At 37.4% G+C, this 22551-nt stretch carries 19 protein-coding genes; 14 read left to right on the forward strand and 5 right to left on the reverse strand.

All coding sequences use genetic code 11. The annotated features are described in order from the left end of the window. The first annotated feature begins 18 nt into the window (after window positions 1-18). The 9 genes from trmA to MNY28_RS01610 all read left to right on the forward strand — a co-directional run bounded on the left by trmA (window position 19) and on the right by MNY28_RS01610 (window position 10318). Complete coding sequence (trmA, locus tag MNY28_RS01570) at window positions 19-1134, forward strand: tRNA (uridine(54)-C5)-methyltransferase TrmA (RefSeq protein ID WP_346388706.1); 1116 nt, start codon at window positions 19-21, stop codon at window positions 1132-1134. Further along, window positions 1131-2537, forward strand: a complete 1407-nt coding sequence (locus tag MNY28_RS01575) for a TrkA C-terminal domain-containing protein (RefSeq protein ID WP_346388707.1) — start codon at window positions 1131-1133, stop codon at window positions 2535-2537. The genes trmA and MNY28_RS01575 overlap by 4 nt, the downstream gene beginning before the upstream one ends. 70 nt (window positions 2538-2607) lie before the next feature. Continuing rightward, complete coding sequence (gene aroB / locus MNY28_RS01580; protein WP_346388708.1) at window positions 2608-3657, forward strand: 3-dehydroquinate synthase; 1050 nt, start codon at window positions 2608-2610, stop codon at window positions 3655-3657. Beyond that, on the forward strand, window positions 3657-5288 hold the full coding sequence (locus MNY28_RS01585) for a mechanosensitive ion channel domain-containing protein (protein ID WP_346388709.1): 1632 nt from the start codon (window positions 3657-3659) through the stop codon (window positions 5286-5288). Before aroB ends, MNY28_RS01585 begins: the two co-directional genes overlap by 1 nt. Further along, window positions 5288-6562, forward strand: coding sequence for a tRNA (N(6)-L-threonylcarbamoyladenosine(37)-C(2))-methylthiotransferase MtaB (gene mtaB / locus MNY28_RS01590; protein ID WP_346388710.1), 1275 nt, complete (start codon window positions 5288-5290; stop codon window positions 6560-6562). Before MNY28_RS01585 ends, mtaB begins: the two co-directional genes overlap by 1 nt. Then, complete coding sequence (locus tag MNY28_RS01595; RefSeq protein ID WP_151900410.1) at window positions 6549-8201, forward strand: AAA family ATPase; 1653 nt, start codon at window positions 6549-6551, stop codon at window positions 8199-8201. The genes mtaB and MNY28_RS01595 overlap by 14 nt, the downstream gene beginning before the upstream one ends. Next, window positions 8188-8709 (forward strand): pimelyl-ACP methyl ester esterase BioV, encoded by a 522-nt coding sequence (gene bioV, locus MNY28_RS01600; protein ID WP_346388711.1) that lies wholly within the window; start codon window positions 8188-8190, stop codon window positions 8707-8709. The genes MNY28_RS01595 and bioV overlap by 14 nt, the downstream gene beginning before the upstream one ends. 140 nt (window positions 8710-8849) lie before the next feature. Next, window positions 8850-9383, forward strand: coding sequence for a molybdopterin adenylyltransferase (gene mog, locus MNY28_RS01605; protein ID WP_346388712.1), 534 nt, complete (start codon window positions 8850-8852; stop codon window positions 9381-9383). 107 nt (window positions 9384-9490) lie between these two features. Next, window positions 9491-10318 (forward strand): helix-turn-helix domain-containing protein, encoded by an 828-nt coding sequence (locus MNY28_RS01610; protein WP_346388713.1) that lies wholly within the window; start codon window positions 9491-9493, stop codon window positions 10316-10318. 7 nt (window positions 10319-10325) lie between these two features. Here MNY28_RS01610 and MNY28_RS01615 read toward each other — a convergent pair whose 3' ends face one another. Beyond that, window positions 10326-11102 carry an exodeoxyribonuclease III gene (locus MNY28_RS01615; RefSeq protein ID WP_346388714.1) on the reverse strand — a complete coding sequence of 259 codons (777 nt, stop codon included), beginning with the start codon at window positions 11100-11102 and terminating at the stop codon, window positions 10326-10328. A gap of 132 nt (window positions 11103-11234) precedes the next feature. On the opposite strand from MNY28_RS01615, the gene MNY28_RS01620 reads away from it, so the two are divergent. Beyond that, window positions 11235-11636, forward strand: a complete 402-nt coding sequence (locus MNY28_RS01620; RefSeq protein WP_151900405.1) for a hemerythrin family protein — start codon at window positions 11235-11237, stop codon at window positions 11634-11636. Window positions 11637-11673: 37 nt separating this feature from the next. Here the strand turns inward: MNY28_RS01620 and MNY28_RS01625 are convergent, their stop codons facing one another. From MNY28_RS01625 to MNY28_RS01640, 4 genes are all read right to left on the reverse strand, one after another. Next, window positions 11674-12555, reverse strand: coding sequence for a CoB--CoM heterodisulfide reductase iron-sulfur subunit B family protein (locus tag MNY28_RS01625; RefSeq protein WP_151900404.1), 882 nt, complete (start codon window positions 12553-12555; stop codon window positions 11674-11676). Window positions 12556-12657: 102 nt separating this feature from the next. Beyond that, complete coding sequence (gene sdhB, locus MNY28_RS01630; RefSeq protein ID WP_346388715.1) at window positions 12658-13638, reverse strand: succinate dehydrogenase iron-sulfur subunit; 981 nt, start codon at window positions 13636-13638, stop codon at window positions 12658-12660. Window positions 13639-13647: 9 nt separating this feature from the next. Further along, window positions 13648-15360: a succinate dehydrogenase flavoprotein subunit gene (gene sdhA, locus MNY28_RS01635; protein WP_346388716.1), complete on the reverse strand. Its 1713-nt coding sequence runs from the start codon at window positions 15358-15360 to the stop codon at window positions 13648-13650. 125 nt (window positions 15361-15485) lie between these two features. Beyond that, window positions 15486-16697, reverse strand: coding sequence for a GGDEF domain-containing protein (locus MNY28_RS01640; protein ID WP_346388717.1), 1212 nt, complete (start codon window positions 16695-16697; stop codon window positions 15486-15488). A gap of 84 nt (window positions 16698-16781) precedes the next feature. Here MNY28_RS01640 and MNY28_RS01645 point away from each other — a divergent pair, with 84 nt between their 5' ends. From MNY28_RS01645 to napA, 4 genes are all read left to right on the forward strand, one after another. Continuing rightward, window positions 16782-17600, forward strand: a complete 819-nt coding sequence (locus MNY28_RS01645; RefSeq protein WP_151900400.1) for a thiamine-phosphate kinase — start codon at window positions 16782-16784, stop codon at window positions 17598-17600. Window positions 17601-17613: 13 nt separating this feature from the next. Beyond that, entirely contained in the window at window positions 17614-18690 is a 1077-nt protein-coding gene (gene truD, locus MNY28_RS01650) for a tRNA pseudouridine(13) synthase TruD (RefSeq protein ID WP_151900399.1), read from the forward strand. Further along, window positions 18683-19510 (forward strand): phosphatidylserine decarboxylase, encoded by an 828-nt coding sequence (locus MNY28_RS01655; protein WP_151900398.1) that lies wholly within the window; start codon window positions 18683-18685, stop codon window positions 19508-19510. The genes truD and MNY28_RS01655 overlap by 8 nt, the downstream gene beginning before the upstream one ends. 176 nt (window positions 19511-19686) lie before the next feature. Continuing rightward, the gene (gene napA / locus MNY28_RS01660; RefSeq protein WP_346388718.1) at window positions 19687-22536 is read left to right on the forward strand and encodes a nitrate reductase catalytic subunit NapA; all 2850 of its coding nucleotides are present in this window, start codon (window positions 19687-19689) and stop codon (window positions 22534-22536) included. Window positions 22537-22551 lie beyond the last annotated feature (15 nt).

The raw sequence follows: 22551 nt of genomic DNA on the forward strand, positions 1-22551 counted from the left end.
TTTTCTAAGGATGTAAAATTGGATTGTAAATATTTTGGCGAATGTGGTGCCTGCAGAGTCTATGAAGATGGGTATGAAGTGCAACTCAATGAAAAAGTACAGATAAACAAAGAAAGATTTTCTCCTTACTTTGACGGAGATATTTCTGTGTATAAATCCCTGGATGAACATTATCGTGCACGAAGCGAGTTCAAAATATGGCACTCCGGCGATGAGATATCCTATGCGATGAACCATATTGACAAAAAAGGGGTTGTTCTGATAGAGGAATGCCCCCAGGTCAATGAATATATCGCTGAATTGATGCCAAAACTGCTCTCAGCCATACAAAAACATGAGATAGGCTTTAAGCTTTTCGGTGCAGATTTTTTAAGTGCAAGCTCGGGAGAAATAGTAGTTTCACTATTGTATCACAGGGCTTTGGATGAAGCATGGCAGAAAAAAGCAACAGAAATAGCAGAAGATTTGAATATATATATCATAGGCAGGTCACGCAAACAAAAAGTTGTGATAGGACAGGATTATGTCACAGAGACTTTACATGTAAACAAGGATGTCTATAAGTTTAAACATATTGAAAACAGTTTTACCCAGCCAAATCCGAGAGTAAACGAACAGATGATTGCCTGGGCAAGCGACAGGTTTTCAGATACGAAAAATGATCTGCTTGAGCTTTACTGCGGGGCAGGAAACTTTACTATACCTTTTGCAAAAAAATTCAATAAAGTACTGGCAACAGAAATATCCAAATCCTCCATCAATGCGGCAAAAGAAAATATGGTTTTAAACCAGGTAGAGAACATAGAATTTGTCCGTATGAGTGTTGAGGATTTTGTCGGAGCACTTGACGGCGTAAGAGAGTACAGAAGAATGAAAGATATTGATATCAACAGCTACAATATCAACTCTGTTTTTGTAGATCCTCCACGAAGCGGAATGGGCGAATACTCATGCAAATTTGTCTCAAGGTATGATCATATAGTCTATATTTCATGTAATCCGCTGACTCTCCTGGATGATTTGGAAATATTGTGCCAAACACATCAGGTGACAGACATGGCGCTTTTTGACCAGTTTCCCTACACACATCATGTTGAAATGGGTGTGAAACTTATTAAAAAAGATCTCAAATGAAAAAAATACTGATAATAAGCAGCGGACCGATAGGACAACACTTTATTCAACGGGTCGCAGAGACATATACGAGTGAAAATATATACTATATAGTACAGACAAAAGAGAAAAAATTCAAAGATGCAAGCCCTGCACGGTTTAAATTTTACGAGTTTGATCCTACGAGTTTTTACAAACTGGCAAATTTGCTAAAAATGGAATTTATCCAGGTTGTTATAGCGATGGACAACCAGATCGAAGTGGAAAATACGATTAAAAATATTCGTGTTGTCAAAAAGCAGTTGCGGGTTGTTGTCTTAAATCAGTGGAATATGACCAATGAAGATCCGAATGTTGTACTCATCAATGCAAACGAGATTTTGGCCTCCCGTTTGTTGGATTACCTGCCAAATGTTCCGGTTATAGCACAGAATGTCGGTATAGGCGAGGGCGAAATAATGGAAGTGCTTGTGCCTTTTGGCAGTTCTTTTGTTTATCGGCATATCGGAGTGATTGAGCAGAAGAACTGGCGTATAGTTGCCATATACAGAAACAGAAAGCTCATTATGCCTTCGCGCAGACGCATGATACAGCCGAATGACACTCTTTTGCTTGTTGGTGAGCCGGCAGTTCTGCGTTCTGTATACAAAGCGATCAAGCGTGAACTCGGACAGTTCCCCGAGCCTTTTGGAACAAATATTCTTTTATATATAGATATGAATATTGTAAATCACGCAAATATTCTTGGGCTTGTGCACCATGCAATGTATATACATGAAAAATTCAAGCATGACCTTGTTATAAAAATTGTAAACCCTTCAGATATTGATATTATTGAAAAAATCAAGGATTTAAGAGATCTGGATATTGTTGTCGAGATAGATTATGACAGTATTAATCTGCGATCTGCATTTTTGCATGACGTAAAGTCGTATCATGTCGGACTGGTGATTGTATCAAGAGAAATGTTTGCCGATTATCATGTGAGAAAATGTTTGTATGATGTACATGTACCGGTACTGAAACTCTCAGAAAAATCTTTTTCCAAGGTGAAAGATGTCGCTTTGATACTCTCAGACAACAGAGACCTGGAAAAAATATCTGCTACGATTTTTGATATAGCCGAGCAGCTGAATTTCAATATAGAACTTTATAATTATATCAACGAGCACCAGGATGAAAAAGAACAGGTCATTGAGCATTTTTATAATCTTTCAACGATTTTTTCCAAGTCAATCAAAGTCTTCAAAGAAAATGAAAACCCGATTCGGCTCCTGAAGCACAAAGAAAATTTTATACAGATTATTCCTTTTACAAACAAACTCACAACACGCCATATTTATGCTCTTTTTTCAACTGACAGTGAAAAACTCTATTTTAAACTGGATGATTTTCATCAAATTTTTATACCTGTACAGCTATAAACAGCGTTAATTTATTCCTTTTTTAGCAAAAGTTAAGTATTATCTAGCATATTATAATTTTGGATAGACAATGCAGGTAAACATCCCTTTAAAACAAACAGTTGACAACTCATATGACATTACTATAGATACGATTAAAAAAGTTCATTTTGATAAAAAAGTAGCTATTATTACCAACCCGAAAGTGGCCGGACTTCATCTGGCATACTTCCTTTCAAAAATATCAGCAAAAGAACTTTATATTATTACAGTACCTGACGGAGAAGAGTATAAAAACCAGGATTCTGTTGACTTGATATTGGAGTCTTTGTTTAACCACCGTTTTAACAGAAAATCAATGCTTATTGCTTTTGGAGGCGGCGTTATAGGAGATATGACAGGATATACGGCAAGTATATACCAGCGCGGTATTGATTTTGTGCAGGTACCTACAACACTGCTTTCTCAGGTAGATGCCAGTGTAGGCGGAAAAACAGGTATAAATAACAAGTACGGAAAAAATCTAATAGGTGCTTTTCATCAGCCCAAAGCTGTCTATATTGACCCTCATTTTTTATCGACACTTCCCAAACGGGAATTTGGAGCCGGTGTTGCCGAGATTATCAAAATGGCAGTAACCTTTAACAGAAATTTCTTTGAATTTTTAGAAACAGCAGATCTGCACGATAAAGAAGTTTTGCAAGAAGCCATCAAACAGGCTGTACAGACAAAAGCAGATGTTGTCGCCAAAGACGAAAAAGAGCATGGACTGAGAGCTGCCCTGAATTACGGGCATACATTTGGGCATGTCATTGAAAACGAAACAAAATACAAAACCTATTTGCATGGTGAAGCAGTAGCCATTGGTATGGTGATGGCGAACGAAGTTGCTGTGGCTATGAACCTGATGACGCCACAGGAGGCACAGAGGGTAAAAGAGCTTTTACAAAAGTATGATTTGCCGACTTCTTATACCATCGAAGATGTCAACAGTTTTTATGAAACATTCTTCCTGGATAAAAAAAGTCTGGATGCTTCTGTAACGTTTATCATCCCCGTAGGTATTGGTGGCGTAAAAATTACAGATGAAGTTGATAAAGAGTTGATTCTCAGTGTTCTTCGTACATTTGGAAACAACTGATGCTGTTAAAGTCTTTCATTTTTACTGTTAGTATACTTTTTTCTTCTTTGTTGCAGGCAGATATTTCTGTTGAACAAAATGCCACAGATACAACAAAAGAAGAAGCCCTTGCATTTGAACAGACAAAAGCATATGAACAGCAGATAAACACCATAGAGTCGGATATATCTGATGAAAACATGTGGATGAAAAGTTACTCTTCCTACCTGACATCTATGGATGTGAAGCATAATCTTGATGCCATTAAAAAAAGAATCAGGTATCTTGCAAAACATGCTAAAACAGATGCCGACAAAGATGAACTCATCGCCTTGATATCCAAAGAAAATATTTTGGCTTCACAGATTGAAAAATTAAAAGGCACCAACAGTTCTGCACCGTTTTCAGAACTGATAACGCCGCCAAATATCGACAAAGTACCGGAAATAAACAATCCTTTTGATATTCTTACCGGTCTGTCTATGATAAAAACACTCAATGCTAATCTTGAAGAGTACAAGAAAAAAAGAGAAAGTCTGATAGATTTGATCAGCAAATTAAAACAAGAGAAAAAGATTTATAAAAAAATTCTGCAGCTGCAGCCAAAAAACAAAAAATATGCTCAGATATACAGAAACAAACTTGCACAGCTCGAGATGTTTGAACAGGCACTTGATACTATGAATGTAACAATGAATGTCTATCAAAAACGCCTGGATATTGCAGAGATAAACATCAACAAAGGCATTGAAAAACAGGTTTACAGACTGATAAAAATAGGCATGGCAATACTGTTCGTATTTTTTATATTTTTTCTTTTAAAGCTGGTTGTCAAGAAATATATTACAGACAACGAACGTTTTTATATGGCAAACAAAATCATCACATTTACAAATTTCATCATTATAATTTTGATTCTGTTTTTTAACTATATTGAAAACGCTTCCTACCTTGTGACCATTTTAGGATTTGCTTCAGCAGGTATAGCCATTGCGATGAAAGACTGGTTCATGTCGATGCTGGGCTGGCTTGTTATCGTCTTTGGCGGAAGTATACATGTAGGGGACAGAATCCGTGTAGATATGGGAGGGATGAAATATGTCGGCGATGTTTTAGATATTTCGCTCCTTCGTATGACGATTTTGGAAGATATAACTTTGACATCCATCATGCACAACAGAAGAGCAGGCCGTATTATATTTATACCGAACAACTATATTTTTACCCAGATGATTGCAAACTATACACATAATTCTCTCAAGACGGTTTGGGATGGTGTAAAGATTACGATTACCTTTGACTCCAACCATAAGAAAGCTATGCATATAGTCAAAGAAATTACTAAGAAATTTTCTAAGGGTTATACGGATATTACAAGAAAACAGCTTAACAAACTCAGACAGCATTATAATTTGAAAAACACCAACGTAGAACCAAGAATCTACTCTTTTATAGAGTCAAACGGTATAGACATAGAAGCCTGGTATCTTACCAATGCCTATGCTACTTTAACACTCAGAAGTGTCATTTCAACGGAAATTTTGGATGCATTCAGGGAAGCGGATGATATTACGATAGCGTATCCTACCCAGAAGTTACATGTATCTATGCAGAGTGAATCACCGAGTGCACATAACGGAGAAATAGTCTAATGCAGAGTAAAAAAAATGTCCACGGGGCAAAAAAAGTATATTTTAAAACATTTGGCTGCCGGACAAATCTTTATGATTCTCAGGTTATGATGAGTTCATTAAAAGAGTATGAAATAACCCAAAATGAGGCAGAAGCCGATGTCATCGTTATAAACTCCTGCACGGTTACCAATGGTGCCGATACCCATGTGCGTTCCTATATTTCACAGGTAGAAAAAAACAATGGGGGAGCAAAGCTTTTTCTAACCGGCTGCGGTGCCCATACCAAGGGAGAATCTCTTTTAAAAGAGAACCGTATCCACGGAGTTTTCGGTCAGAGTGAAAAGCAGAAGATAGATGCACTCTTGGCAAAAGAAAAACCCTTTTACGAACCGGGTGATCTGAACCATATAGACGATATGGTTGTGGATGAGTTTGTCGGCAAAAGCAGAGCTTTTATAAAAATACAGGAGGGATGTAATTTTCGCTGTTCTTACTGTATCATTCCTTATGTACGCGGTGATGCCAGAAGCATGGATGAAAATAGAATTTTAGAGCAGGTCGCAAGACTTGCCCTGAACGGTTTCGGTGAATTTATCCTAACCGGTACGAATGTCGGCAGTTACGGGCAGGATACAAAAACATCTTTGGCAAAACTTATGAAAAAAATGTCTCAAATTCGTGGTGTCAGACGCATACGTCTTGGGAGTGTTGAACCTGTTCAGATTACAGATGAATTTAAAGAGATTTTGGATGAGCCGTGGATGGAAAAACATATGCACATTGCTTTGCAACACACCTCGCCAAAAATGTTAAAACTGATGAACAGAAGAAATGTTTACAAGCAGGATAAAGCATTGTTTGAACTCCTGGCAGAAAAGGGATACGCAATAGGCACCGATTTTATAACAGGGCATCCGGGGGAGAGTGAAGATTTATGGCGTGAAGCTATGCAAAATGCAAGAGATTTGCCTTTGACACACATTCATGCTTTTACCTATTCAAAGCGTGATGGCACACCTTCTGCCACTATGAAGCCGGAGGTAAACGGCAAAACAGCAAAAGAGAGACTGCACGAATTGCAAGAGTTGATTCAACAGAAAAATTTTGATTTCAGAAAGGCTTACAGGGGAGAGCTTGAGGTGCTGATAGAGTCTTGTAAAGAAGGATTCTATCACGGGCTTGATCAGCATTTTAATAAAATTGTTGTAGAGTCTCAAGAAGATCTGGTTGGAAACTGGATTACTGTTACCAACTATGAAGTAAAAAAGGACTTCAATTATGCCAGAATCTAAAACAAACAGAATTGCGATTTATGTATCGGCCTTTATTATTATAATACTGATTTTATTTGCTCTGCTTCGGGACAATGCTGATGCCATAACCCTGAAACAGGCCAAAGAACTGTTGCAAAACCATAATGTTGAAAAGGTTGTTGCTACGAAACAATATGTTTACCTAAAAACAAAAAAAGGATATTATAAAATCCCTTTTTCACAGGTAACACCTAATATGTTTGCTGATTATAAAGTTGAAGTTGACAATGAATCAAATATATTGCTTTATCTGTTACTGTTTATACTGGTTTTGGGACTTGGTTCTTTAGCTTTTAGAAAATGGCAAAAAAAATCATTCAGAGAAATTTTTACTGCAAATGAACTCAAAAATGATACAAATCTTTCTTCTTCTGAGGGAAATACTCACATTGAAGCGATAAAAAGTGATGTGAGTTTTGATGATATAGGCGGTATCAGCGATGTTAAAGTGGAACTTGAAGAGATTATAGATTTCATGAAAAATCCAAAGCGATACAAAAGTTTTGGTGCGCGTATGCCAAAAGGAGTGCTTTTAATAGGACCTCCCGGTGTTGGAAAAACGATGATAGCAAAAGCGGTTGCGCATGAAGCGGGTGTGCCTTTTTATTATCAGAGCGGGGCATCATTTGTGCAGATTTATGTCGGTATGGGGGCTAAACGTGTGCATGAACTTTTTGCAGCAGCGAAAAAAAATGCACCTTCTATTATATTTATAGATGAAATCGACGCCGTAGGAAAAAAGAGAGACGGCAACAGAAATGATGAAAGAGAAGCAACTCTGAATCAGCTTTTGACTGAAATGGACGGATTTGAAGGCTCAAGCGGAGTGATTGTTATTGCAGCGACTAACAAAATAGATGTTTTAGACTCGGCACTGCTGCGTGCAGGACGTTTTGACAGACGGATTTTTGTAGAACTTCCGACCAAACGAGAACGTGAAGCGATTTTGATGAAGTATCTGGAAAAAGTACCGCATGAGCTGGATGTCAAGACAATAGCAAATATGACTGTGGGATTTAACGGTGCCGCACTGGCAGCACTTGTGAATGAGGCGGCTTTGTTGGCTTTGAGACAGAATGATTTTCATGTTACTTTGGAACATTTTGAGCAGGTAAAAGACAAAGTGATGTTTGGAAAGAAAAAACTTCAAATGCTCAATGAAAGACAAAAAGCATTCCGGGCAACCTATCAGGCCGGAAAGGTAGTGCTGGCAACCTATTATGATATAGCTTTTGAAAAACTGATGCTTTCAAACGAAAAGCTGACACCTGCTACGGATGAGCCGTTTATAAAACAGGAACTTGAATCTCGGGTGAAAATGCTTTTAGCCGGAATAGCTGCCTGTGACATAAAGTACAATGAGCATGCAAGCAGTGCCAAAGATGATCTGGATGAAGCAAAAAAACTTGTGAAAAAAATGTGTGAAGAGTATGGTATGTGCTCGTCATTACTGCCGGATGAAAAAGAGCAGGAACTCCTGCTTAAAAGGCTTTACGAAGAGAGCCGTGTATTACTTGAATCTCTTTTGAAAGTGCTTGAAAAAATCGAATATGTTCTTTTGGAACGTGAAAGTATTAGTAAAACCGAAGTAAAAGAGTATTTAAATGAAGTTTTTTAGCGGATTTTCTTTAAAAAATGAAAAATACTTTTTTGACCCTTACATGTATAAAAGTGATTTTACCGTAAGCGGTTTCAGTTACGGAGCGATAAAAGCTTTTGAGTTTACATGTAAAGCTTTGGAAGAGGGGAAAAGAGTAGATACTTTACAGCTTTTTTCACCGGCTTTTTTTCAAAGTAAAAATGAAAAGTTTAAGAAACTGCAGCTGATGGCATACAGGAAAAATGAAAACGTCTATTTGCAACAGTTTATAAATGCCTGTTTTTTGCCATATGAGAGAAAAGAAGTAGAACGCAGTGTGACAGTATCCGAAGAGCTGGATGAACTTTTAAACTATGAATGGGATATACAGAAATTATATACACTGGCAGGTAAAGGGGTAACAATTGAAGTCTATTTAGGTGGAAAAGACCAGATAGTTGATACGAAGAGTGCCAAAGAATTTTTTCTGGATGTGGCAACGGTTACATACATAAAAGAGGCAAATCACTTTTTGCAGCTTTCATGAAATTTTACCGTATATAAATGCCTAAAACTCCGAGGGCAAATCCTCCCGTTGGTCTGAGCCTCTACGCTTTAGGCATTTATATACTAGCTCCGTGAAATAAAAGAGTGAATATTGATTATTAAAATAAAAAGGAAAAAAATATGAGTGAAATAAAAATAGGTGTAATAACTGCAAGTGACAGAGCAAGTAAAGGAATTTATGAGGATATAAGCGGAGTGGCTATTCAAGACACGATGAAAGAGTATTTAAAAAGTGAATTTGAAATAGTTTACAGATGTATTCCCGATGAGCAGGATGCGCTTGAAGCAACAATGAAAGAGTTGTGTGATGATGCAGGATGCTGCCTGGTTGTGACAACCGGCGGAACCGGTCCGGCACTTCGTGATGTGACACCCGAAGCGACTGAAAATGTATGTGAGAAGATGATGCCGGGTTTTGGTGAACTGATGCGTCAGGTAAGTTTGCAGTATGTTCCAACAGCTATACTTTCTCGTCAAACAGCAGGAATTAGAGGTAAAAGTTTAATTATTAATTTACCGGGAAAACCAAAATCAATCAGAGAGTGTCTTGATGCGGTTTTTCCTGCCGTTCCCTATTGTATAGATCTTATTGAAGGTCCGTTTATAGAAACAAACGAGGATGTTATAAAGGCATTTAGACCTAAATCAAAGTAAAGAATATATAAATTATTGTTTAATAATAATTATTATGTCGTATAAGTACAAGTAAAAACCTTCCTACTTCTGATACAATGGGTTAAATAAAATCCAATTGGTGATATATGAAGTATGAAGTATTTTTACCAGATATCAAACTCAGCAGCATAATTAAGTGCTATGTTGTTATATATGATTTTACTTTACTCTCTGATATGCTTTTTCTGCCAAATGGCGGGAACTTTATAGTTTTTAACAGAGGTATTACCGGCTACTCACTTCTTAATAATAAAAAATATCAGATTCCGGAAGGTTATTTTGCAAGTATAAAAACGGCTAAATCCCAAAAAAGCATTTTGGACTTAGAAAACATTCCGCAGGTTGAACCTGCTGTTATGATACTCGCTGAACTTTTGCCAATAGGTTTCTATAAGTTATTTAAAAAAGATGCTGCTTCTCTTTATAACCACTATCTTCCTCTTGAAACCACAGTGATCAATAAATACTTTTCCAAACTTTATATGCATAAAAGTATGGAGCAGGATATTTGTTATCTGGATGATGCTTTTTTACAAATGTATAATGACCAAAATAATTCTAGAGAATTTATAGAGGATATTTTGGAGAGAATTGAAGAGTATAATTATGAAGTGACTGTAGAAGAGTTGGCACAGGAGTTTGCCTGCAGCCGGCGTACTATAGAGCGTCAGTTTAAAAAATTCATTGGTCTTTCTCCCAAAAAATTTATTTTTGTCTGTAAGTTTTATCAGATTTTTATGGAATATATTTCTGATGGAAAGAAATTCAATGACACCCAGTACATATATAATGACAATGCACATTTAAACAAAGTCTTTCATAATATAGTCGGCCTGTCTCCCAGTCAGACTTTTGAAGAGATAAATAAAAAACACACACTCAATGTATATCAGTTAAAAGTTTCAGAAGTCTGATCAATGATTAAAAAACAATTTTAATGCCTACAGGACAGTGGTCTGAACCTTCTATATAATCCAAAATAAAAGCATCTTCAAGATTTTCCGCCAAGTCTTCAGATATGAAAAAATAATCAATGCGCCAGCCGACATTTTTTACTCTTGCATTGGAACGGTAGGACCACCAGCTGTATGCGTCTTCTTTGTCCCCATGCACATATCTGAATGTATCTATATATCCATGATCTAAAAATTTGTCTATCCATTCTCTTTCTATTGGGAGAAAACCGGATGTCTTGGCATTTGCTTTCGGATTTTTTAAATCTATTTCACGGTGTGCGGTGTTTACATCTCCACATACAATAATACTTTTTCCCTCATCTTTGAGCTTTTCACAATAGGCTAAAAAATCATCATAAAATTTCATCTTATAGGCAAGACGCTCTTCATCCTTCTGACCGTTTGGAAAATAAACATTAAAAAGAACGATATCTCCATAATGTGTCTCAATGATACGTCCTTCATGCTTTGTATCAATGTCATTACATGGTGAGGTATAATCACTCTTTAGCATACTAAAAGTGGCTGTTCCGCTGTACCCTTTTCGTTCTCCGGAATTAATGACAACTTCTGTGAACTCTTTTTCAAACAGATTGTCTGGAATTTGCTCTTTTTGTGCTTTTATCTCTTGCAGGCATAAAATATCTGTGTTTCTTTCATCTATCCATTTAAGCGCTTCTTTGTTAGCTACAGCACGTATTCCGTTAACATTCCATGATATTATTTCTATTGAATCTGACATATAAGACCTGTACTTTTTTTTCAAAATTATAGCACAAGTCTGAGAGTACAATAGAAAAAAGTTGATGTAAATCAATCTGACAAGAATACTCTAATGTTATAATATTTTTTTATAAAAGTAAAAGGGATTAAAATGTTAATAGAATCAAAAGATGTACAACAGGTATCAAATGCAATGATGAATATTTTGCATGAAGAAGAGATAGAAATAATTAATAATTTTCACGATGCGGTACTTGCCAAAGATATTAAAAAAATAGATGAACTTTTTCAGGTTGTTTTGTTTGATGTTGAGGACCACTTCACAACAGAAGAAGATATGATGGAAGAGAGTAACTTTTATGCAATGCAAATGCATAAGAGCGAACATGACACAATGAGAGGAAAAATAAAAGATTTGTTAGAAGAGTGGAATGAAAACAAAGACCCTCAGGCAATACAGACTTTTTTGGAAGAGGAATTCAAACACTGGATTGTTTTACATGTAGCACGATGGGATTCTGAGACTGCAATGCATATCGGTGATACAATGTAATGTAAATTTCCTAAACCAGGCAGTTTAGGAAATTTTTTTAAACAAAGTCTACTTTTGCCAAGTGATGGTTGAGACCAAGTTCAGCCGGAGTACAACCAAGTGCAAGTCCAACCATTTGCTGCATATGCAGTACAGGAAGTTCTACTTCACGACCGATTGCTTCACTTGCATGTGCAGTCTGCGTATCAAGTTTAAGGTGACAAAGCGGACATGGTGTTACCATCCAGTCGGCATTGCCATCCATCGCACCGGCAATAGCATTTCCTGTTAAAACTGCTGCAGTATGGGGTGCCTGCAATTCAACATGAAAACCACAGCATTTGTTTTTTTCATCATAATCGACAGTCTCCCCGCCACAGGCAATGATTAAGTCATCAAGTGAAGTAGGATTATAAGGGTTTTCAGCAGTTTTATGTGTTTCGTTTTGCAATTCTGAAGGGCGGATATTATGGCAACCGTAAAATGGTGCAATATTAAACTGACTTAGCGGTGTAACAACCATCTCTTTGAGTTTATCAAGTCCAAAATCATCAATAATTGCATATAAAAAGTGTGTAACATCAGAAGTACCTTTATACTCGAGACCTACTTCTGCAAGTTTTTCATTGACTTTTGCTTTGAGCTCTTCGTTGTTGTCAAGTCTGTGCTTTGTCATTGCAGTATTGAGCTGACAGGTATTACAGATAGTAACCATTGTAAGCCCGTGTTTTTCAGCATAGGCAATGTTTCTGGCATTTAAAACCAAAGATAAAAAGTCATCATAGTCTTGAAGATGGGATGCGCCACAACATGAAGCCTCAGTCAGTTCCACAAGTTCTATTCCCAGTTTTTCAGCAACTGCCATAGTTGACATCATTTGTTCAGGAGTACTTTGTTTTGCAGTACATCCTGTAAAAAGTGCGTATTTTAGTTTTTCCATTTATATTTCCTTACATTCTCACATTTATTGAACAAAGTCCAATAAATATTCAATCACTAAAGTTTTTTACTATTAGTAAAAAAGTAGCTTTTAGCTACACTCCTAAAACTTTACAGTTGATGAAGATTTTACAAGTTTTTGAATCTCATCAAGATTTTGGGATTTTGTGATACCCCACGGCGGAACAATTTTACCTTTTGTAAACATTTTAAATGCAACAGGTATATGTTTAACAATTGCCGGACCTTCAGAGTAGAGGACAAGTCCACCCTCATCAAGTACACCGTTTTTCATAATTGACTTTTTAAAGCCGACGGCATGACGAACTGCAACATTGTTTTTGGCAATACCTTCCTGGAAAGCCATTTGGTGCAGTTTTGTAATTTTACCAATAGGATTAATCTCTTTTGGACAGGCTTCGGCACATTCAAAACATTTTACACAGTCCCAGACACCCTGTTTTTCTTCATTGACATCTGCGAGTCTTGATGTTGAGTTGTCCCGTACATCGGCACTGAAGCGATATGCTGCTGCAAAAGCGGCAGGACCGAAGAAATCTTCATTGATTTCAACGGCAGGACAGGCATAATGACAGGCACCGCATTGGATACAAAGATCTGCTTCGTCAAGTTTTTCGGCATCTTCAGGTGATACAAGGTTTTCAGACTCCGGATCTTCATCAATATCTGCAACAAGGTATGGTGTGACAGCAGCGTGTTTTTCCCAGAAGTCACCTTTGTCTATAATCATGTCTTTGACAGCTCTTTTTTTACTCAACGGTTCAATAACAAGCTCATTGCCGAAAAGTTCTACCATATCATTCATGCTCTCTTTACAGGCAAGGGTCGATCTTCCGTTTACTTTTATGGCACAGGTTCCGCAGATACCGTGACGGCAGCTTCTTCTGTATGAAAAACTTCCGTCATGATCCCATTTTATTCTGTTTAGTATATCCAATACAACTTCTTCAGAAGTCACTTCCATATCGTAATTTTCATAATATGGAAGGTAGTCTTCATCAGCATTAAAGCGAAATACTTTGAAGTTTACTTTTTGCGTAGTTATTTTATGTTCTGTACTCATAAGTTATCCTTAGTAATTTCTTTCTTTGAGTTCATGTTTGCCAAGAACAACATCCATATAATCCAATGTAATGTTCCCATTCTCATCCATATATGCCATAGTGTGTTTTAGAAAGTTTTCATCATCACGTTTTTCAAAATCTTCTCTGTAGTGTGCACCGCGACTCTCTTCTCTGGCAATAGCACTCTCTACAATAAACAAAGAGTAGTCAAGCATATGCCCAAACTCCAAAGCTTCCTGCAGTTCGGTGTTAAATACTTTTGATTTGTCTTTTATACGTACATTTTTAAATCTTTTACGAAGTTCTTTTACTGTGTCAATTGCGATTTGCAAAGTCTCTTTGCTTCTAAATGCACCTGCATTTGCAGTCATACACTGTTGCAGCTCTTCTCTTAGGGCAGGCACGCTTTCATTTCCGTTATTATTGAGTAAAAATTCAATTTCTTTGAGTGCTGTCGCCGCATCCTCTTCACTTGCTTTGCGAAGTTCAATAGTATCTACATCCCGTACCATTGTTTTACCGACAAAACGACCAAAGAGAAGGGCTTCAAGCACAGAATTTGCACCCAGGCGGTTTGCACCGTGTACTGATACACAAGAGCATTCACCTGCGGCATAAAAACCTTCTATAAATTCTTCATTGTTTTTACGGGCATGTCCGTCAATGTCTACCGGAATACCACCCATAGAGTAGTGTGCTGTAGCAGAAATCAAGATAGGCTCTTTTATCATATCAAGGCCTAAAAATGTCATCGCAAGTTCACGAAGTTCAGGAAGTTTATTCATAATAAGTTCTTTCCCAAGATGTGTTACGTCAAGATATACAGCATCTTTTCTCGGTCCGACACCACGACCTTCTCTGATCTCATTTAAAATTGCACGCGCAACAACATCACGTGATGCAAGTTCAAGAGCGTTTGGAGCATATTTCTCCATAAATCGTTCGCCTTTGGAGTTATAAAGACGGCCACCCTCACCACGAGCTGCTTCAGAAATTAAAACACCGTTTCCGGAAAGTCCTGATGGGTGAAACTGAACAAATTCCATATCTTCAAGAGGAAGACCGTGACGGGCTACAATTGAGAGTCCGTCACCTGTATTTGCATGGGCATTTGAGTTGATTTTATAGGCACGGGCATACCCGCCTGTTGCAAACATGACAGTTTTTGCATTAAAAACAGCCATTTGCATATCACGAATATTATAGGCAACGACACCTGATACTTTGCCGTCTTTATAGATGATATCAGCTGCATACCATTCATCCCAAAATTTTACACCGACACGATACGCCTGTTCATATACTGTTTGTAAAAGTGTTAACCCTGTTCTGTCTTTTGCAAAACATGCACGAGGTGATGATTGTCCTCCAAAAGGGCGCTGTGCAATTCTGCCGTCAGGTTTTCTGCTAAAAGCAGCACCCATTCTCTCTGCCCATCTGATTGTTTCAGGTGCATTTTTACACATAAATTCTACGGCGTCCTGGTCTGCCAGATAGTCAGATCCTTTTACAGTGTCAAATTCATGAAGTTCAACACTGTCTTCATCACTAAATGCTGCGTTGATTCCACCTTGAGCTGCACCGGAGTGACTTCTCAAAGGATGTACCTTTGTTATAACAGCAACTTTTTTTCCTGCATTTTGCAATTCTCTTGCTGCTGCACATCCTGCAAGGCCTGCACCAACTATAATCGCATCGTAAGTATAAATAGGAATACTCATTAACCCATCCTTCAATAAAGAACTAAAATAATGCTGATTATAGCGTGAATAGTCTTAGGCTAGGTTAAATGCAGTATTTGTTTTTGTGAAGTTTGTGTTTGTTACTATTTGAGACATGTGACTCTTTACATCTCTCTTTGGGCTAAGTCTCTTAGTTGGAAAATTCTATTGTTTCCTGTTGTTTTTGCATATTCTAAAATTTCCTTTGCCTGTTTTATTGCCTCTTCAAGTGAAGTGTTGTTCGGTTTTATGACAAATCCGCCTGTTACAGTTATATGTATAGGACCGTGGCCAGGTGCATTAAATTTGAGTTCAGAAATACTCTCTCGTATTATTTCCATATCTTTGAAAAGCTGTTCTTTTGATGAGCGTGAAAGAACGACTGTAAATTGATTGTAGTCTGTTCTCGCGATGACATCTATGGGTTGCTCATGCAAAGAAACAGTGTAAGCAACTTTACGCAGTATTGCCTGTGTGACTTCCTGGGTAAAGGCCCTGTTGGATTTTGAAAAATTATCCACCTCAAGAACAGTAACAGCTGTAAAGTTGCTGTCTTTGAGTCCTTTTTTTGCTCCATAAGAGTTTACAAGACCTTTGTAGTTGTTTATTTCTGTTACAGGATCAAGCATGCTGGGGTTGTTCTGAACAACAGTTTTTCTGTTCATCCTCAGTGCAATAGCGTCAGCCTCGAGTGAAAAAATTTCATAATCGCTTTTAGTTTTATCAACCTGAAACAGGTACTCAATATCCTGTAAAATGGCCGTCAGCATTTTTCTGTACCAAAATGTTGCAAATAAAATAAGAAAGAAAGTGATAAGTACCAGGATTTTTATAATATCAAATTTTTGCTGATTATAGGTTAGACTTTTAAACAGCATAGTATCTATCTGCTGTATTATTTCATTCAGTGATCTGTCTAATTCTGCTTTTGCTTCTTTTGCAAGTTTTTTATTTTTTGATCCGACATAATATTTATGTGCCGCATTGTTAAATTTGTCAGTTAATACAGAAAGTCTTTGTAAGTCATCAAAATACTCTTTCTCATTTCTCAGTATATATCTGTCTGTAATGTTGTATTTATAAAGCATTTTCAGTTTGTCGATTTCTTGATGCAGCTGTGTGCTTTTTCCGTTAAACTGTATAAGTGCCAGTTCTATATCGTCCGTATCCAAGTGTGTGAGTGTTTGAATAATCTTTTTTTGATTGTTCAAATTATTGACTTTATCAAAAGAGAGTTGTTCTTCAAATGTAAGCAAAACAGCCAAAGACGCCAAAAAGAAGATAAAAAGCAGATAAAATTTTAAGTGTTCAAAAATTCTTTTAATAGAATATTTCATAGTATGTTTTTCCTAATAATGTTATAATGGCGTTATATTCTATATCGGCAGTAATTAATATATGCTTAATAAAAAGAAGTCTTATTGAATTTAGAAAATTATTTTATATCACAATTTAACAGTAAACACATTGGTGACGACGGTGCATTGATTGACAATATTGTCTATTCCAAAGATGCATTTTTTGAAAACGTGCATTTTAAACGCAGCTGGATGAGTTGTTTCCAAATTGCCCAAAAAGCAATGCTTGTAAATATTTCTGATGCGGTTGCAATGAATGCTGTGCCGAAATATGCACTGTTAAGTGTTGCAATGCCAAAGAATATGACAAAAGCAGAAATGAAAGATTTGGCTGACGGATTTAAATCAGTCGCAAAGCAGTACAATATAGAAATTATCGGCGGTGATACAATCAGTAATACAAAGCTTGATATCACTGTAACCGTTATTTCCAAAACAAAAAAGCCACTCTTGCGCACCAGAGTCAGAGAAAATTATCTTTTTGCTTTTACCGGGGAGCTTGGGCGCTCGGCAAAAGATTTGAAAAAACTGCAAAACCTGGGGAAAATCCACAGAAAATCAAAATTTGTTCATATCAGATTAAGAAATGATTTTGTCACCAAAAGTATAAATGTTTTAAAAGCGGGTATGGATATATCGGATGGTTTATGCAGTGATTTGGGTAAAATTGCATCACTGAACAAAACAGGCGTGCAGTTTATAAAAAAAATACCTAAGCATATTGCATGTAGCGGGGAAGAGTATGAAATGCTGATTGCTTTTGATGCAAGGGATCTCAAAAAAATCAAAATGTATGCCAGACAAACCAGAACAAAACTGACAGTTTTTGCAAAAGCTGTAAGAAACAAATATACAAACAGATGTAAAGCACATCATTTTTAAGGAACAGAGAAATATGGACAGATTTTATTCACTTGCACATGCAAGTATTGATTTTCACTTTAAACAGACTCCCCGTGATTTTGTAGTTGAGGAGATACCTTTATATGAATTTTCGGGAGAAGGGGAGCATTTAATACTGCAGGTAAGAAAGAAGAACCTCTCTACAAATGAAATGATAGGACAAATTGCCCGTTATCTGGGTATAAAAAACAAAGAAATAGGCTATGCCGGGCTTAAGGATAAAAATGCGATGACAGTGCAGTATATCTCTTTGCATAAAAAACATGAAGAGGCTTTGGAAAATTTCAATTTTGACGGAATAAAAATTCTTTCAAAAACATACCATAACAACAAGTTGAGAATAGGGCATCTAAAAGGCAATCGTTTTTATATTAAGCTGAAAAAGGTCAATCCTACAAGTGCTGAAAAAATTGATGAAGCATTAAAAAATATAGAAAAATTCGGGTTGCCGAATTTTTTCGGGTATCAAAGATTCGGAAATGACGGAGATAACCATATTCTGGGAGAAAAGTTGGCAAAAGGAGAGGCAAGAGAGCGTAATCCCAGAGTCAAACGTCTCCTTATAAATGCCTATCAGAGTCATCTGTTTAATCTTTGGCTCTCAAGAAGACTTGAGATCAATACGCTTGTGAACAGTTTTAAGGCTGAAGAGATCGAGAGTTTGTTAAACATGCCAAACGAAGAAGTCAAAAAGATGAAAGAGCAGAAGCATCCTTTTAAACTTATCAGCGGTGATGTTATGGAACACTATCCGCACGGAAGACTTTTTGACTTTGAAGGCGCAAAAGAAGATTTAGAAAGATTTAATGCACGCGACATCTCTGTTACAGGACTTTTGTGCGGGAAAAAAGTACGCCATGCCACAGAAATTGCAGGAGACATTGAAAAAGACTATGATGATGAAATCAATGCTGACGGAGCCAGGCGCTATGCCTGGGTCTTTCCAACGGAGATAGAAGGGCGTTTCAACAAACACGAAGCACAGTATGAAATGAACTTCACACTCCCTAAAGGTTCGTATGCCACAGTTTTAATAGAAGAAATTGCCAAAAGGAAAATAAATGAATAAGAGACATATCACATCAGCCGTATCCCAGCTGTTCGGTAAATTTGCAAATAAAGAATTTCCGCACTGGTTTCAAAAAATTGTAAACTATTCCTATGTAAAACTGATGGGACTCGATATGAGTGAATTCCATGACCCGGGTACCTATAAGAGTCTGAACGCGCTCTTTACAAGAAGACTCAAAGAGCCAAGAAAATTTTCTTTGAATGCAGAAGATTTTATTGCACCCTGTGATTCTTTGATTACGGAGTGCGGCAGACTTATTGACGATTATGCTTTACAAATCAAAGGCATGCGCTATAAAACTGATAATTTGCTTGGAAAAAATTTTACACAGGCAGAAAAAGATTATGTGCATAACGGAGAATTTGTAAATTTTTATCTTTCTCCAAAAGACTATCATCGGTATCATATTCCGATGAATCTGCAGGTACTTAAAGCTGTACACATTCCGGGAAAATTTTATCCTGTTAATATCCCTTCGTTGAAAAAACGTTTGAATCTTTTTATAGAAAATGAGAGAGTTGTGCTGCTGTGTAAGACACAAGAAGGAAAATATTTTTACATTATCCTTGTGAGTGCATTGAATGTCGGCGTTATGAAAATAAGTTTTGAGACGCGTATACAGACAAATGCAGATGTACAAGAGGAACAGGTGTATGAGTTTGAAAACCTTTATCTTGACAAAGGTGAAGATTTTGGCTGTTTTGAAATGGGCTCTACCATTGTCATATTGGCCGAAGAAGATATGCTAAAACTTTTAGTCAAAGAAAATGACAAAGTAAAGTTTGGAGATACAATAGCAAAATATAACTCCAAATAATATTTTTTATTTATGTTACAAATATACTCATGTATATCAATGTCTTTTGCTTTTCTTAAATTCTTGATTTAAATCAATCATTTATAATTTTTTCAATGCTATTATAAAAACGTTAGTAAATATGTTGAGAACATTGTAAAGTGTTTAACTACTTTTAAAAATAGTGAGGAGAAAATATGTCACTTTCAAGAAGAGAATTTCTTAAAAGTTCAGCGGCAGCTTCTGCAGCAGCAGCTATTGGTATGACTGTACCAGCAGAACTGAATGCAGCAGCAGCGAAAGCTGAAAATAATTGGAGATGGGACAAGGCAGCTTGTCGTTTCTGTGGTACCGGGTGCGGGATTATGCTTGCAACTACGGGAGATGGTAAAGATAGAAAAATTGTTGCGGTCAAAGGGGATCCTGCTGCGCCGGTTAATCGTGGTCTTAACTGTATTAAAGGTTACTTTAATGCGAAAATCATGTATGGTGCGGACAGACTGACACAGCCGCTTCTTCGTGTAAATGACAAAGGCGAATTTGACAAAAAAGGGAAATTCGCACCGGTTTCATGGAAACGAGCGTATGATGAGATGGAAAAAAACATCAGAAAAGCACTCAAAGAAAAAGGTCCTGAAGGGGTAGCTGTATTTGCTTCTGGACAGTATACAATTATGGAAGGATATGCTGCCCAAAAAATGATGAAAGGCGGATTCAGATCCAATGCGATTGACCCGAATGCCCGTCACTGTATGGCATCTGCTGTTGTCGGTTTTTACCAGACATTCGGTATAGATGAGCCATCAGGTTGTTATGATGATATTGAATTGACAGATACAATCGTAACCTGGGGTTCAAACATGGCGGAAATGCACCCGATTTTATGGTCTCGTGTAACAGACAGAAAACTTTCAGACCCTGAACGTGTAAAAGTGGTCAATATTCAGACCTATACACATCGCACCTGCGATTTGGGTGACTTTAACATTATTTTTAGACCAAACACTGACCTTGCATTATGGAACTATCTTGCTCGTGAGATTGTGTACAACCATCCAGAAGCCATTGACTGGGATTTCATCAAGAAAAACATTATCTTTGCAGCAGGTCCTGTAAATATCGGATACGGTTTCAGACGTGCAGGTGAAAAATCTGTTACTCCGGTAAGACCTGACGGCAGTGCCGGAAAATATGATGCAAAAGAGATGGAAATTTATAATAAAGAGATGAGTAAGGTTGTCTCAGAATTAGAAGGTCCTGCGTTAGAGCCATATGGTTATAAAGCCGGTGATACTATGAAAAACACTGCCGGTACTTTAAAACACTGGGAAATTTCTTTTGAAGAGTATAAAAAATCTTTAGAACCATATACATTGGAGTATACGGCAAAACTTTGTAAAGGTGATCCTGAAGAATCACTTGACAGCTTTAAGAAAAAGTTGCAGGATTTGGCAGCGCTTTACATTGAAAAAGACAGAAAAGTTGTCAGTTTCTGGACAATGGGTATGAATCAACATACACGTGGAACATGGGACAATACACTTTCATACAATGTTCACTTTATGTTAAACAAACAGGCACGTCCTGGCTCTGGAGCATTCTCATTAACTGGACAGCCTTCGGCTTGTGGTACTGCTCGTGAAGTCGGTACGTTTGCACACAGACTGCCTGCAGATATGATGGTAAAAAATCCAAAGCACAGAGCTATTACAGAGAAAGGCTGGCATATTCCTGCAGGAACACTGAATCCTGTCGGAAATCAGCATATTATGAAAATTCACAGAGATATTGAAGACGGTGTTGTAAAATTCGCATGGGTGAATGTGTGTAATGCATATCAAGACAGTGCCAATGCAAAACACTGGATTAAAGCGGCTCGTGAGATGGATAACTTCATCGTAACATCAGACGGGTATCCGGGTATATCTGCAATGGTATCTGATTTGATTTTGCCGTCTGCTATGATTTATGAAAAATGGGGTGCATACGGAAATGCAGAACGCCGTTCACAGCACTGGAGACAACAGGTTCTTCCTGTAGGTGATGCGATGAGTGACACCTGGCAGTGGGTAGAGCTTTCAAAAAGATTTACGGTAGATGATTTGTGGGGGCCTTATACACTGAGAAACGGTAAAAAACTTCCTGATGTAAGAGAAAAAGCCTATGCAATGGGGTATAAACCAGATACGACTATGTATGAAATTCTATATGCAAATGAAAGAGCGAAGAAAAACTATCCGTTGGCATTGGATCAGTTTCCTCAAAAAGGGTATGACAACTCAGAATGTCTTGGTGATGCAAGAAATGTTGTCGGAAGTGACGGTAAAGTTTTCAAAGGCTACGGCTTTATGATTCACCAGTACCTTTGGGAAGAGTATGCATCATTTGGTAGAGGTCACGGGCATGACTTGGCAGACTTTGTTACCTACCATAAAGTTCGTGGTCTTAAATGGCCAGTTGTTAATGGCAAAGAGACTGCATGGAGATTTAATGTAAAATTTGATCCGTATGCGGCAAAACATGCAAAAGAAAACGGAAGAGGCAGTGAATTTGCATTCTACGGTCCACTTGCCAAAGCATTACCACACGGTAATTTAACAGGTGTACAAGACAAAAAGAAAAAACCGTTAACAGACAAAGCAAAAATCTTTGCCCGTCCGTATATGGATCCGCCGGAAATGCCGGATGAAACATATGATTTATGGTTGTGTACAGGACGTGTACTTGAGCACTGGCACTCTGGAACAATGACGATGCGTGTGCCTGAGTTGTACCGTGCTGTTCCTGAAGCGCTTGTCTATATGAATCCTAAAGCCGCTGAGGAAAGAGGACTCAAAGACAATGATTTATGCTGGGTTGAATCTCGTCGTGGTAGAGTAAGAGCTCGTGTTGAGACGCGTGGACGTAACAGACCGCCAAAACCTTTGGTATTTGTTCCGTGGTTTGATGAGCGTGTGTTTATCAATAAAGTAACATTGGATCAAACCTGTCCTATGTCAAAACAGACAGACTTTAAAAAATGTGCTGTAAAAATTTATAAAGCATAGACAATAAAGAATTTA

Source organism: Sulfurimonas sp. NWX367 (genome assembly GCF_039667065.1).
Classification (GTDB): Bacteria; Campylobacterota; Campylobacteria; order Campylobacterales; family Sulfurimonadaceae; genus Sulfurimonas; species Sulfurimonas hydrogeniphila.